Genomic DNA, 13,968 nt, shown 5'->3' with positions numbered 1-13,968 from the left:
TATGAATATATATTAGTATGCCTATATTATAGGCGATGATATATTAAGCGAACATTATGTCTTTCGAAACAAAAGAATAACGCGATGCCCAACTTTTCACAAAACAAAACGGGCCCGGGCCTATTTCTCTGGTTTGGACTTTGCCTTAATCAATAAATTGCAGGGACATCAAATCAATAAAGCTGTCTTTTATCGAGCAATAATCTTCTAGGCCAACGCCGGCATTGATTAATCGCTCCTTGCATTGTAAGTAGGCGGTGCGTAATTGGCTGTTGCGGCGTAAATTATCGCGAAACGTGAGGGCGAATTGCCAGTTTTTACTCTGGAATTTGCGGATATGAATATTAAAGACTTGATCGTCAAAGACGCCTTTGAAAAAACGTTTTTCCCAATCAGGGTGAAAAAAATCGGCTTCATGAAAGGGGACATGATCTTGACGTATGGTTTTTAGGTAATGAAATCCCATGCTCTCCAAAATCTCACCAATGGCATCGATGGTTTCAAAATCAGTCACAGCGCACTGAACATCCACGATGTCTTTGGCAGGTAAATCATCAATGGAGGTTGAACCAATGTGTTCAATGGCAAGAATGAGCCCATCGGTGTTTGTCGATAAAGCCTGTCTGAAATTCTCAAACGCCATCGCCCATTTTGTATCCGGTTTATGCAGTGCCAGTTGTTTCATGTTGACGCTCTCGTTGCCTTTAAGACTAATAGTATAATGCGGTTGAGTTGGCAAAACCAGTATGGTAATCCCAAGATAGATATTTGTATCAGACCAAAAAAGCCAAATCCACAGTATCATGCGGGTTATAAAAAAAGTAGCACGAATATAGACCTTTGGCCGGAATAATGGCGTGACTGCTGGCCAATTCTCTAAACATATCCTCGCTTTTAAGTCATCCAATTAAAAGCATTGACTCTGAGTGCCTGTTAATACATATTACTCATGGAAAATATTCTAAAATGGAGCATAAAAAATTGGATAGGAAGAGTAATAAATTAGCGAGCAAAGCGTTATCAGGATGTTTATTAGCTTTGTCAGTAACAGCCGCTTATAGCGGTTCAATGGGCCCTGAATCTATTACCTCGCCGGGTCAAATCTATGTGGGTGTTTTTGGTGGCGGGGGTGGTTTAACCAGGACCGATATTAGTCAATTTGGGTCAGCCTTTATTCCGGAAGCTAATGGTGGCCCTTTGGCCGTTAATTCGTTTGGTCGGTCTGAAAGCAGTTCAACTGGCATGGTGGGCGGACATATTGGCGTCACCTGGTCTACTATTTTAGGTGAGCATTTGCCAGTAACGCCAGCCTTTGAACTCGAGGGCTATTATATGGGGGGCATTACCATTGAGGGCCATGATATTGACAATAATACATTAAGGATTCCCGAACACGATTTCCTTGTGAAATATCCCTTAAAAACAGGGGTATTTCTAGTAAATGCCGTCTTAAACTCACAAAAACCAGTTTTTGGAAAATTTAGACCATATGCTGGAATTGGTATTGGCTCCGCGGTTCTATCCATTTCTGGTGCGACTTCAATACAGACCAGACCTGCTGAACCAGGCATTAATCATTACAATGCTGATACGGACGATACGGCTTTTGCCTTTGCTGCTCAGCCTAAAGTTGGTGTGCGTTTTGATTTAAACCCCCATGCGAGCGTTTTTGCGGAATATCGGTTTTTATACCTCTCTGATACCCATTATCAATTCGGTTCTACGGTGTATGCACCCACAACGCATGTGGCAACAGCTCCTTGGCTGGTGAAAATAAAATCTCAGCATTACAATATGGGTTCTGTGGGCATCGAGTTTGATGTATAAGCATTAGCAATAATCCTGCCATGAAATTAAGCTGAGTGGTACAACTCAGCTTACCCCCCCATTGTCATCATTCAATATGTGCGTTCTTTGTTTTCAGACAAGAACACTAATTAACTAATTTCTTCTAAAGCCAAGCCCTTGGTTTCAGGCACAAAAAAATAGGTGAAAAACACGCTCACTAAACAGGAAAAACAAAGCATCATCAATGTTGCTCTTCGGCCGATGGCATCATACAGCGGCAAAAAACTAAGGGAGACGGTAAAGTTTGCAAGCCATTGGATACTTGAGGTAAAGCTCATGGCTTTAGCGCGAATGGCTATTGGGTATAATTCGGAAATTAATAGCCAAAACATCGAGCCCAGTCCAATAGCAAAGGCCATGGTATAAATAAAAACGCAGGCAAACGATAACCATTGGTTCAAGGAGGTTGGTGTTTGAAAGTTTGCTAGGCCAAATAGTGCTAAGGCACAGACTATCGAGCCAAGCATGAGTAGCTGGCGCCTACCCCATCGATCGACCATCATCATTGCAAATATAGTGCAAATGGTATTTAACAAACCCATAATGAATGTGGCTAACATGGCTTGTGCTTCATTAAAACCGGATGATTTAAACAGGAAGGGCCCATAATACATGATCACGTTAATGCCGCAGGTCTGTTGTAAAATGCCCAAAACAGTGCCTATAACGACTCGGCTTTGGTAGGGTTTTGCAAAAAGCGCAACACTTTGATTTGTTTGTAGGTTGTTTTTGATTAACTGAAACTCGGTCATCACTTTATCATGGCTGTGATTGCGAATGGATTTTAAAACGTTAAATGCTTGTGCTTCTTGGTTGTTCTTTAGCAGCCATCGTGGCGATTGTGGCACATATTTCAACCCCCACCATAAAACAAAAGCTGGTATCAGGCCTAATAAAAACATCCATCGCCAACTGTTATCGCTGATGTCTTGTAATAAATAGCCAGTTAAAAACGCCAGTGCTTCCCCACCTGTGATGGCGACATTATTGATCAATACCATGCGTCCCCTTTTATGATATTCGGCTATTTCTGCAATAAATAAAGGCGCGCAATAAGCGCTGATGCCAATACTAATGCCCAGCAAAAATCGACCACTAAACAAGGTGATAAAGTGATGTGTGTTGGCAGTGGTTAAGGTGCCGATGATAAATAACAACGCTGTCACTTTTAACGTGGTTTTACGACCATAGCGCTCGGTAAAATGACCAGAACAGATAGCACCAGCAAACGCGCCTAATACCATACTGCTAACAATCAATGACCACTGCCAATGACTAAATAGAAATTGCCGTGATAACTGCCATTGGGTATCGGCGATAATGCCGGTATCAAAGCCAAATAGTAGCCCGCTGCAGGCAGCAATCAAGGTGCTGAAAATAACCACTCTTCCCTGATATAACATCATAAATTCCTAAAACGATTCACTTCATACTAGCAGGACTTTTGCAAAACCCCAATTGCTTCGCTAAAAAGAAATTTTAACGAATTAGCTACAATCTCTTGTTCGTTTTTGATATAAGGTCAGTTGGAAGTATCTTGGATAAAGGACGTAACGATGGATGTCGGTGTTATTGGAGCAGGTAGAATTGGCAAACTGCATATGTCAATTCTTAAAAATCATAATTGGGTTGACACAATCGCTGTTTACGACCCCCTGTTGGATGCGGCCTGGGCTAAGGATTCAGGTTATGTTAGTTGTCACTCTTTGGATGAATTATTAAGTCAGTCGCTCGATGCGGTGATTATTGCCTCACCTTCGGATCAACATTTAGAGCATATCGAAAAGGCGGTTAAAGCTAACTGCGCTATTCTTTGTGAAAAACCGATTGGTTTGGACCTTAAGCTTATCCAGTCAACATTGAATAAGGTCAATGAGGCAGGCGCCTTTTTACAAATTGGCTTTAATCGGCGCTTTGATGCAAATTTTGCCGCCATGCAACGGTCAATTAAGCAAAGCAAGGATACACCGCAAGTCATAAAGGTTACCTCCCGTGATCCCCATTGCCCACCTGCTAGTTACTTAAAAAGTAGCGGCGGTTTGTTCATGGATATGGCGATTCATGATTTTGATATGGTTTGTTTTCTCTCGAATGCTAAACCCATTGCGATTGCGTCCATGGGCAGCTGTACTGTGGAAAGTGGATTAGCCTCGTTTGCTGATATTGATACCGCTGTGACCTTGATTCGTTTTGATACGGGTGCAATGGCCATGATTGATAATTGCAGGCAAGCATTGTATGGGTATGATCAACGAGCCGAAGTATATAGCAATAATCAGCAATGGGTGGTTGATAATCCAAGACAACATGCCGTTGAATCCTGGCGTGAGTCAGGGCAAAGCACAGCGGCCTTGAATCCTTTTTTCTTAGAACGTTACCATCAAGCCTATCAGGATCAAATTCACACCTTTTTAGACTGTGTGAAGCACAAAAAAAACTCTGTGGTGACTGGGGAAGATGGCTTGACGGCGGTAAAGATGGCGTTTGCAGCAAAACAATCGTTAACCACGGGGGATTGGGTAACCATCTAGCGACAAATTGTCATCACACCAAGCATTAATAAGGAGCTGTTTGTGACCAATAAAACAATAGACGTGATTGCCATGGGGCGAGTGGCAGTCGATTTGTATGCAGAACAATTAAATACCCCGTTAAGTCATGTTTCATCCTTTAAGAAGTACTTGGGTGGCTCCCCAGGGAATATCAGCGTTGGATGCCGGCGGTTAGGCTTGCGTTCTGCCTTGATTTCAAAAGTAGGCTATGATGCCATGGGGGATTTTTTACTGGCAACACTTAAGCAAGAGCAAGTTGATACCGATAGTGTTTCTCAAACGAAAGATAATTTAACTGCGCTTGCTTTTCTAGGCATCACGCCACCATCAACCTTCCCATTATTATTTTATCGTGAAAATTGCGCGGATATGCAATTATCGGTCGAGGATTTAGACGCTGGCCAAATTGCCAAAGCAACCTATTTGCAATTATCCGGCACGGGAATTTCCACGGATGCCATGCGAAAAACATCGCGCAAAGCCATTGAGTTGGCGAAAGCATCGCAAACCAAGGTGATTTTGGATTGTGATTTCAGACCCATTTTGTGGGGACTATGCACAGCGGATGATGCACAAAATCGCTATGTGGCCAATTCAGAAGTAAGCCAACACTACCAATCATTTCTAGCGGATTGTGATTTGATTGTTGGTACCGATGAGGAATTGATGATTGCAGGTGGTAAGCCGGATGTCTATGAGGCTATCACGCAGATTCGTCAATTAACCGATGCTGCCATTGTTTATAAAAAAGGATTAGAAGGCAGTGAAGTGCACTTGGCGGAGGGAAAGATTATTCACGCAGACACGTATCCCGTGGAGGTATTAAATACCTTAGGTGCGGGGGATGCCTTCATGAGCGGTCTTTTGTATGGATTAGTGCATCATGAGTCTTGGTTGCAATCATTAAGTTATGGGAATGCTTGCGGTGCCATCGTGAGTACTCGACATGGGTGTGCACCCGCCATGCCAACCAAAGCGGAATTATTGCATTTTATTCAGCAATATCCAGAACGAGGTGCCAAGGTGCTAAATGATCTCTTTGTTGATGAGGCCAGTTTGACACGTTCACCCTTGATTCAAGCCAAAGCGGGCTTTGATTTGGGGTTGACCCGTGTGGTTAGCTGTCAGGATGCTTACCAAACGGGAATGAATTTTTGTGTATTAAAGCTGAATAAAGGGGAGCAATTCACTATTGATGATGGCTTGGAAACAGCGGCCTTATTGTTGTATGGTCAAGTTAATTTTTCTTGGGCAAGTCGTCAGCAATCGGTAACAAGGCGCTCTTATTTTGATGAAGCGCCTTACGTTTTGCATACCCCTTACTCGCAGGCAATTCACATCGATGCGTTATCGGCCTGTGAGTTACTCATCATGCAGACAGAGAATGTCAATGAATTCGAACCGTTGCTGTTTGACCAACACAACCTGCTTGAAAATGAGCACCGAGGGAAGGGGTTGCTAGATGATGTGTCTTACCGGATTGTTCGGACGGTATTTGATAAGCGTAATCGACCTGAATCAAATTTGGTTGTGGGTGAAATTATTACCTTCCAAGGGCGGTGGTCCAGCTGTCCTCCCCATTATCATCCTCAGCCAGAAATTTATCACTATCGCTTCTCAGAGCCACAAGGATTTGCATTTGCTGAAGACGGGGATAATGCACTGAAGGTATACCACACTGATACCTTAGTCATTCAAAATCAGAAAACGCACGCGCATGCTGCTGCACCGGGTTATGCCTTATATACCCTATGGTTTATCCGGCATTTGCAAAATGCTCCTTATATCGTTCCCGAATTTGTTCCAGAGCATGACTGGTGCCGTCAAAATAGTGCGAATCAACGAGTATGGAGAGGATAATATGTCATCAACAACGAACATAACTTGTAGCCAAGCACTGCTAAGGTTTTTAGCGAATCAGTATGTTAGCCTCGATGGCGTGGAATATCCATTCATTCATGGCATGTTTGCTATTTTTGGTCATGGCAATGTGACGGGATTGGGTGCTGCGTTAGAGTTTGACAATTATGGCATCGAAACGTTTCGCGGCAACAATGAACAAGGCATGGCACATTCAGCGATAGCATTCGCAAAACAAATGGACCGATTAGGGATCATCCCTTGCACATCGTCCATTGGTCCAGGCGCATTGAATATGGTAACAGCCGCAGGCGTGGCAACCAGCAATCGTATTCCTTTATTGTTATTACCTGGCGATATCTTTGCTGATAGGCAGCCTGATCCGGTTTTACAGCAAATTGAGCAGCCCTATGATGCTAATATCACAGCCAATGATGCGTTTAAGCCAGTATCGAAGTATTTTGACCGAATCATGCGTCCTGAAATGCTGATGACAGCGGCAATCAATGCCATGAGGGTATTAACCTGCCCGGCTGAAACAGGTGCCGTGGTCTTAGCCTTACCGCAAGATGTTCAATGTGAACGCTTTGATTATCCCAATCACTTTTTTGAAAAGCGTGTTTGGCATATTGACAGAATTTCCCCAAGCCAGCGCGTTTTGGATGATGTGATCCATGCGATTAGCCAAGCAAAATACCCCTTAATCATTGCCGGTGGGGGCGCAATTTATTCGAAAGCCTCTGAAGCATTATCTGATTTTGCTAGTCAACATGGCATACCCGTTGCGGTGACTCAAGCAGGGAAAAGTATTTTGCCCTCACATCATCCCTTTGACGTCGGTGGTATTGGCACGACCGGTACGTTAGTTGCCAATCAATTAGGCAAACAAGCGGATTTAGTCCTAGCATTGGGAACCCGTTTGCAAGATTTTACCACGGCCTCAAAATGGTTATTCCCCAATGCACAAATCATCCAGGTCAATATCAACCGCATGGATAGTTTTAAAATGGATGCCCTATCGGTACAAGCAGATGTGAAACAAACGCTTAATGTGTTAACAACCGCATTGGCTGATTATAAAACATCAAATGCCTATCAATCACAGATTGCTTCGTTGAAGCAACTATGGCAAAAAGAGGTATTTCGTTGTTATGAGCCTTGGGAAAAAAATGGGGTCTTATCGCAAACGGCGGCGCTTGGCGTCCTCAATCAACACCTAAGTGCCGAGGATACAGTCATTTGTGCGGCAGGCAGCTTGCCAGGTGATTTACATCGATTGTGGTTAAGCAAAGGCGTTAAAGACTACCACTTGGAATATGGCTTTTCTTGCATGGGCTATGAAGTCGCTGCTGGTTTAGGGGTGAGTCTTGCTAAAAGTCGGCAACAATGCCAAGGCAATGCCTACGTGGTAGTTGGCGATGGTAGTTTTTTAATGATGCACTCAGAGCTCGTGACATCGCTTGAGATGAAGAAAAAGATGATTATTGTGCTTTTTGATAATGCAGGATTTCAATGCATTAACAACTTGCAATGCTCCCATGGTTCAAACAGTTTTAAAACCCAGCTCTCACAATCCATCGATTTTAGTAACTATGCAAAAAGTTTAGGTGCAATGACCTTTAAGGCCAATAGTCTCGCTCAGTTAGCGCAAGCATTAAAGGATGCAAAAGATGCCGCATGTTCGGTATTAATCGAAATCAAAGTCGATAGTGATACTATGTCGAGTGGTTATGAATCCTGGTGGCGGGTGGCGGCATTAGATGAGCCAAAGCCCGACACTATTCGAGCGTATTAACAAGGATTAATGATGTTAAACAAATGCAAACTGGCAATTTCCCCCATTGGATGGACCAACGATGATGATCCAAGTTTAGGTGGACATATCTCTTTTGAGCAGTGTATTAGCGAAATGCGCCAAGCAGGCTTTGAGGGAACGGAGTTGGGTTCAAAGTATCCTAAAGATGCTAAGGATTTGAAACAGCGATTGGCCTCCCAGGGCTTAAGCTTATCCAGTGCTTGGTTTAGTGCTTTTTTCACTAACCCTTATCAGTATCAACAGACCTTGGATGCCTTTTTTGATAAAGCCAGCTTTTTAAAAAATGTCGGTGCTACCATTATCAATGTTTGTGAAGTCAATGACAGCATACAACAAAAAGACTTGCCATTATTTGGCCATCATAAACCAACGTTTAATGATGACCAATGGCAACGTTTATACGATGGATTGCAGGCGATGGGACGAATAGCGACTGAAATGGGGATGCAGCTTGCTTATCATTTCCATCTGGGAACTGGTGTGCAAAACCAAGATGAAGTCGATAGGCTTATGGCCAATACTTCCCCCGAATTAGTGGGCTTATTGCTGGATACAGGGCATGCTTATGCGGCGGGAGTCGATATTCATGCTTTAATCAGCCAATACGGGGCAAGAATTCGACTGTTGCATCTAAAAGATGTTCGTCCTGACATTTTACAACAGGCAATTGAGCAGAAATGGAGTTTTATGACAGCTGTCAAACAAGGAATGTTTACCGTTCCTGGCGATGGTTGCATTGATTTCAAACCCATACTTTTGCAAATGCATCATGTTCATTATCAAGGATGGATCGTTGTCGAAGCTGAGCAAGACCCTGCTAAGGCAGAACCACTGTTGTATGCACAAAAAGCGAAACACTATTTATCGGACATTCGGGGGTAAACATGAAACAGGTTGCAATGATAGGTTTTGGTCGAATGGGAAAAATGCATTTTGATATCTTGTCATCAATGCCAGAGTTTCAGGTTAACTATGTGGTGGATAACCAAGCGGGTCAAAACATCACACCCATTGCCCAATTAGAAACGGTATTGCAAGATGATGCGTTAGACGGTGTTATCATTGCGGCTAGCAGTGACGCACATGTTGAGTTGATTGAATTATGCAGCCGTTACCACAAAAAGCTATTTTGTGAAAAACCCATTTCTTATCGAGTCGAAACCTTAAGCCAATTACAGCACACATTACGAGAGCGCGGAGCCGATGTCCAAGTGGGATTAAATCGACGTTACGATCCCCATTTTTCGGAATTGCAAAACCGGTTGGCTGAGGGGGAAATTGGCAAAATACAAGTGGTAAAAATTACCAATCGTGATCCAAAACGGCCTGATTTGGCGTTTGCTAAACGATCCGGCGGACTAATTTATGATTTTGTCATCCACGATTTAGATATGGTAAATTTTTTATGCAATGAACCGGTAACCGATATGACTATTCTGGCGGATGCATTAATTGAACCCAAGCTTAAGACCTTTCACGATGTTGATACCGCTTTAATTAGCTTTAAGTTAGCAAGTGGTGCATTAGTTGCCATTGATGTTTCGCGTGAAAGTGGCATTGGTTATGATCAGCGTGTTGAAGTGTTAGGGGAAAAAGGGATGCTCAAAGTGGACAACCAATACCCAACTACCTTTAGTCACAGTAACTCACAAGGTCGAATGGGTGATTTACCCCATTATAGTTTTGTCGAGCGTTACCGTGAAGCCTATAAGCGACAGTTTCAAGCGTATGCACGCTGGCTAAATGGGGAAATTACTTGCCCACCTGTCGGATTAGAACAGATTTTATCCGCGGTGGCGTTAGCAGACAGAGTGTCCGAAAAAATGGCGTTATTTAACACTTGATAGGACGGAAGAAAAATAAAACTGTCGCCCGCATTAGCCGTAGGCGTCATGTGGGATTCTACTCCGCAAGACGCTAAGTCATGTTCTTAATCAATTTATTAATCTCTCGTTGAATGGCCGGCTTGGTTAATAAATTGTAAATAGTATTTAATCCAGTCATTTGAAAATAGTCAGGAAGGTAGTATAGCTCTATTAGGTCTTCATCGAACAAATCAAGCTTTGTGATATCATCCATCTCATGTTCTAAAATGAGCTCCCCGACCCGACAACTAAGATAACATAGAACAATATTGCGCAAATAACTTCCCTGCAAAGTGCATTGAGCAGCAGGGGTTGCAAGCGGTAGCAGACTATCATGAATACTGTTGATTAATACGTCTGGAAGATTCCATGCTTTGGCTAATTGACTCCCGACTAACGCGGCATTGGTGTGTAATGATTGTTGTTCGATAGTCAGTCGTTCTAGTAACATGATGTCTTTATCAAACGACCTCGACAGCGACGGATCGTAATACAAAATAGCCAGATTACCGACATACGAAAGTAACGCTTGTGTACCCAACTCGGCCGCATCAGTCAAACCAAGATTTTTAGCAAAAACATAAGCCAAAGAACTAGCTAAGAAGCCATGAGCCCAGATTTTTTCTAATGCGCGTTTTAACTCTTTATCCTTCACTGCGGAGGTTGTGTTCATCAGGCATTGAAACGCGATGTTTTTTATGGTGTTGGCCCCTAAATATAAAATAGCGTGATTCAAGCGGGTAATTTTTTTACTCAGGTAGAATTGACCTGAGTTGATTTCCTGCAATACTTTCGCAGCAATAAATGCATCGCTTTTGACTAATTTATATAAATCTTCCGAGTTATTGCTGGCTAACAAGCTTCGTATCATCGGGTGGGGCCTTGGAATGGACTGAATCACATTTTGCATTTTTGCTAATGTTTTTTGATCGGATTCTTCCAGTTGCAACAGTTGAAAATTATCAAGCTGTTCATGGCTGTCTCGATTTAAGGGAATTTCAATGGGGGAAGGCATGGTTGGTTTAGCAACTAATGGTGCTGAATTTTTTTGAGTTTGGCTTGGCAAGGATGCAATCCGCTTGGCAAGGGGTTTTTGCTTAGGGGTTAAAAAAAAGCGCCAATAAATTAGCACTAATATCAATAGTACAATAAATCCCCACACGTTTAGTCTCCCAAATTGGTCAGGACTTACGAAAAACGCCAATCTCTTCGTTAAAAAAATGTTTTTAATTCAGTCGCTTAGTTAATCTAAACTCCCTGATTAAAAACATTTTTTGCCTTGACCTTGGCGATTTTCGTAAGTCCTGCTGGTATTATTCACAACCTAACTATAACCTAAAATTTAAAGAACGTCCCGAGCGGTTTGCGAGAAGGAAAGACATAAAAAAATTTCTTTTTATTTAATCAGTTACGTTACGAGAGTGATAATTAGTAAAAAAGTGATCAAAAATTAGACAAACATAGTAATGTTGGTCTATAATTAAGTATGTATTTGATTAAAATACGTTACGCTACATTGATTACTGACTGATGGAACAATCATGGAAAAGCGAAAATCTACGGTAAAATTAAAGTCTGTCAACACACCGCTATCAAAAAAGGATGGTCTTGGGAGCGGCATGATATTTGAAAGTTGGTCACTCATTCAACGAGAACCGCACCCTGAAAGCCGTGATAATTATGCACGAGCCGCCAATCATAGTTGCAAAGAGTTGAAATTTGGGTAATCTACCTGTGATCATTCAATTAACTTGTTTCCCTTTGCAAACTAATGTAGTATCGCTCCCCCTTTAACTAATCTTCATGGGGTTTTGCGATGATCTCACTCTCTACCGCACGATTACTGCTTCGTCCATGGCGAAAGGAAGATGAAGAAGTCTATTACCGCATCAATCAAAACGAACAAGTTTTGCAATTTCTCGCAGGCCCATTAACCCATGAGCAGGTTTATTCCTTTATAACAAAACAGAACAAACAGCTACAAGAAAAGGGTTATACATTATGGGCAGTTGAGTTGAAAAGCACAGGTGAGATGATTGGGTTTATCGGCCTGAACTATGTTACCATGCCCGTGCATTTTGCGCCTGCCGTTGAGATTGGATGGCGATTGGATTCCCCTTTTTGGGGGCAAGGGTACGCCACCGAAGGAGCAAAAGCCGCACTCGAGCATGGATTCAACCAATGTCATTTGGATGAAATTGTTGCTTTTACTGTTCCTAAAAATCAACGTTCGCGCAACGTCATGGAGCGATTAGGCATGAAAGAAGATGTGACAGGCGGCTTTGATCACCCCAATTTACCAGCCGATCACCCTTTTTCACAGCATGTTTTATATCGAATCACTCGCAATGAATCGGTCGACTCATAAAACATCATGTCCCACAATAGGTTGCTTGAATGCGTTCCTCAGGAAGGGGGGGCGTATTATAGAGTTTTGCTTTTTTGGTTAATTGATAAGGTGTTTTAACAACATCCAACAACGCATTCACCGCAGATAAATCACCTTCTCGTTCAGCTCGTGTCAGCGCATATTCCACGCGATGATTTCGGGGAATAACCACAGGATTTGCAAGGCACATCGCCTGATGGCCTGCGTCATTATTTTCGATCTGACGTCTTGTCTCCCAGGTGTTTAACCAGCTTTGGAGCGGCGAATTTATTTCTTGAACAAGCGATGTTGTTTCATAGGTTAATTTGAAAAAGGTGTCGCTATAATCGAGGGCATGTTGATGCATGATGGATAAAAGCGATTCAATGAGATGTTTATCGTCTTCTTGTGCGCTAAGCAATCCTAATTTTTGTCGCATCATTTGCAGCCATTTTATTTGATACAGGGATGGGAAAGTATTTAATAATTGGGTTGCTAAGTCGATAGCTTTGTCAGGATTTGGATCAATCAACGGTAATAAGCTTTCAGCTAATCGGGTGAGATTCCATTGGGCAATAGGGGCTTGATTTTTGAAGGCATAGCGGCCATAGTTATCAATCGAACTGAATACACAAAGTGGGCTGTAGTTGTCCATAAAGGCACACGGGCCATAGTCAAATGTTTCACCCGAAACAGCCATATTATCCGTGTTCATTACCCCGTGAATAAATCCCACTCTTTCCCAATGCACCACAAGATTAACCAGTTGTTGTAAAATGCGATCTAAAAACGCTAAGGCAAGTGGCTGGTCAACGTCAAATAAATCCGGATAATGCCTTTGGACCGTGTAGGTTAGTAAGTCCTTAACCACTGCGTCGCCTTGGATGGCGGCGTATTGGAATGTTCCAAAACGAATGTGACTGCTGGCAACTCTGACTAATAGAGCACCGGGTTGCAGTCCCTGGCGATAGACGGATTCCCCCGTGCTAATTACCGCTAAGGATCGAGTAGTCGGAATTCGCAATGCATGCATGGCTTCACTGAGGATGTATTCTCTTAGCATGGGGCCTATTACCGCTTTACCATCCCCCTCTCGACCATAAATAGTTTTCCCTGCGCCTTTTAGATGAAAGTCAACTCGCTGTTTATTGGGGGTCATGTATTCCCCTAATAAAAATGCCCGACCATCCCCCAGATGGGTAAAGTGGCCAAATTGATGCCCCGAATAAGCCATAGCGATTGGCTCAGCATTGGGTGGCAATTGAGCGCCCAAAAGGAGTTGGGTAAGGGTGTTTTTATCTGACTCATCCCATGTTAATCCCAAATCTTTGGCAAGGGTGGCATTGAATAAAACTAATTCAGCACTCGGAAACGGCTTTGGGGTGATAGTCGTATATAATGTGCTCGGTAATTGGCAGTAGCTGTACTCAAGGGATAAACCAGTCATTTAAATATTAAGGGTAATCTATTTACTTAAATTATACATGAATTCTAAATAACTTCCCTCAATTTCCCCTCTTCCCAGAAACGGTGAGAGGGTGCCCGAAGGGCAGGAGAGGGGTTTTGCGTAAGTCATGTTATAGCGTTTTCCTGCATTAAAAAAAGGCCCGACTGAGGGAGCAATCGGACCTTGGCCATGCGAAGTTGGGTGCTATGTGA

General features: G+C 42.8%; 12 protein-coding genes. 8 read left to right on the top strand and 4 right to left on the bottom strand.

The window, feature by feature from the left end; all coding sequences use genetic code 11:
• Positions 1–145: 145 nt before the first annotated feature.
• On the bottom strand, positions 146–685 hold the full coding sequence (locus AB3348_RS09715; protein WP_367607410.1) for a GrpB family protein: 540 nt from the start codon (positions 683–685) through the stop codon (positions 146–148).
• A gap of 281 nt (positions 686–966) precedes the next feature.
• Here AB3348_RS09715 and AB3348_RS09710 point away from each other — a divergent pair, with 281 nt between their 5' ends.
• Entirely contained in the window at positions 967–1,827 is an 861-nt protein-coding gene (locus tag AB3348_RS09710; protein WP_367607409.1) for an outer membrane protein, read from the top strand.
• A 110-nt stretch (positions 1,828–1,937) separates the two neighbouring features.
• On the opposite strand, the gene AB3348_RS09705 is transcribed toward AB3348_RS09710, so the two are convergent.
• Positions 1,938–3,254, bottom strand: a complete 1,317-nt coding sequence (locus AB3348_RS09705) for a sugar porter family MFS transporter (RefSeq protein ID WP_367607408.1) — start codon at positions 3,252–3,254, stop codon at positions 1,938–1,940.
• Positions 3,255–3,404: 150 nt separating this feature from the next.
• On the opposite strand from AB3348_RS09705, the gene AB3348_RS09700 reads away from it, so the two are divergent.
• From AB3348_RS09700 to AB3348_RS09680, 5 genes are read left to right on the top strand one after another with little or no spacing between them, the layout of a single operon-like run.
• On the top strand, positions 3,405–4,379 hold the full coding sequence (locus AB3348_RS09700) for a Gfo/Idh/MocA family oxidoreductase (protein ID WP_367607407.1): 975 nt from the start codon (positions 3,405–3,407) through the stop codon (positions 4,377–4,379).
• A 42-nt stretch (positions 4,380–4,421) separates the two neighbouring features.
• Entirely contained in the window at positions 4,422–6,260 is a 1,839-nt protein-coding gene (gene iolC / locus AB3348_RS09695; RefSeq protein ID WP_367607406.1) for a 5-dehydro-2-deoxygluconokinase, read from the top strand.
• 1 nt (position 6,261) lies between these two features.
• A complete protein-coding gene (gene iolD, locus AB3348_RS09690; protein WP_367607405.1) occupies positions 6,262–8,055 on the top strand; it encodes a 3D-(3,5/4)-trihydroxycyclohexane-1,2-dione acylhydrolase (decyclizing) in 1,794 nt (597 codons plus the stop codon).
• Between the two features lie 9 nt (positions 8,056–8,064).
• Entirely contained in the window at positions 8,065–8,958 is an 894-nt protein-coding gene (iolE, locus tag AB3348_RS09685; RefSeq protein ID WP_367607404.1) for a myo-inosose-2 dehydratase, read from the top strand.
• Between the two features lie 2 nt (positions 8,959–8,960).
• Positions 8,961–9,920: a Gfo/Idh/MocA family oxidoreductase gene (locus AB3348_RS09680; protein ID WP_367607403.1), complete on the top strand. Its 960-nt coding sequence runs from the start codon at positions 8,961–8,963 to the stop codon at positions 9,918–9,920.
• 73 nt (positions 9,921–9,993) lie between these two features.
• Here the strand turns inward: AB3348_RS09680 and AB3348_RS09675 are convergent, their stop codons facing one another.
• Positions 9,994–11,103 carry an HDOD domain-containing protein gene (locus AB3348_RS09675; RefSeq protein ID WP_367607402.1) on the bottom strand — a complete coding sequence of 370 codons (1,110 nt, stop codon included), beginning with the start codon at positions 11,101–11,103 and terminating at the stop codon, positions 9,994–9,996.
• Positions 11,104–11,482: 379 nt separating this feature from the next.
• Here AB3348_RS09675 and AB3348_RS09670 point away from each other — a divergent pair, with 379 nt between their 5' ends.
• Both AB3348_RS09670 and AB3348_RS09665 read left to right on the top strand, forming a co-directional pair.
• Positions 11,483–11,668, top strand: coding sequence for a hypothetical protein (locus AB3348_RS09670; protein ID WP_367607401.1), 186 nt, complete (start codon positions 11,483–11,485; stop codon positions 11,666–11,668).
• 89 nt (positions 11,669–11,757) lie between these two features.
• On the top strand, positions 11,758–12,309 hold the full coding sequence (locus AB3348_RS09665; protein ID WP_367607400.1) for a GNAT family N-acetyltransferase: 552 nt from the start codon (positions 11,758–11,760) through the stop codon (positions 12,307–12,309).
• 4 nt (positions 12,310–12,313) lie between these two features.
• On the opposite strand, the gene AB3348_RS09660 is transcribed toward AB3348_RS09665, so the two are convergent.
• On the bottom strand, positions 12,314–13,756 hold the full coding sequence (locus AB3348_RS09660) for a YdiU family protein (RefSeq protein ID WP_367607399.1): 1,443 nt from the start codon (positions 13,754–13,756) through the stop codon (positions 12,314–12,316).
• Between the last annotated feature and the right edge of the window lie 212 nt (positions 13,757–13,968).

Source organism: Legionella sp. W05-934-2 (assembly GCF_964199965.1).
Taxonomy (GTDB): Bacteria; Pseudomonadota; Gammaproteobacteria; order Legionellales; family Legionellaceae; genus JAFIFT01.
Note: the sequence above shows the minus strand (reverse complement) of the source record. Positions and strands in the feature narration are given on the sequence as shown.

Bases quoted from the DNA above. Each gene is read 5' to 3' on its own strand.
- AB3348_RS09715 (WP_367607410.1), bottom strand. From the start codon at position 685: ATGAAACAACTGGCACTGCATAAACCGGATACAAAATGGGCGATGGCG.
- AB3348_RS09710 (WP_367607409.1), top strand. From the start codon at position 967: ATGGAGCATAAAAAATTGGATAGGAAGAGTAATAAATTAGCGAGCAAA.
- AB3348_RS09705 (WP_367607408.1), bottom strand. From the start codon at position 3,254: ATGATGTTATATCAGGGAAGAGTGGTTATTTTCAGCACCTTGATTGCT.
- AB3348_RS09700 (WP_367607407.1), top strand. From the start codon at position 3,405: ATGGATGTCGGTGTTATTGGAGCAGGTAGAATTGGCAAACTGCATATG.
- iolD (WP_367607405.1), top strand. From the start codon at position 6,262: ATGTCATCAACAACGAACATAACTTGTAGCCAAGCACTGCTAAGGTTT.
- iolE (WP_367607404.1), top strand. From the start codon at position 8,065: ATGATGTTAAACAAATGCAAACTGGCAATTTCCCCCATTGGATGGACC.
- AB3348_RS09680 (WP_367607403.1), top strand. From the start codon at position 8,961: ATGAAACAGGTTGCAATGATAGGTTTTGGTCGAATGGGAAAAATGCAT.
- AB3348_RS09670 (WP_367607401.1), top strand. From the start codon at position 11,483: ATGGAAAAGCGAAAATCTACGGTAAAATTAAAGTCTGTCAACACACCG.
- AB3348_RS09665 (WP_367607400.1), top strand. From the start codon at position 11,758: ATGATCTCACTCTCTACCGCACGATTACTGCTTCGTCCATGGCGAAAG.
- AB3348_RS09660 (WP_367607399.1), bottom strand. From the start codon at position 13,756: ATGACTGGTTTATCCCTTGAGTACAGCTACTGCCAATTACCGAGCACA.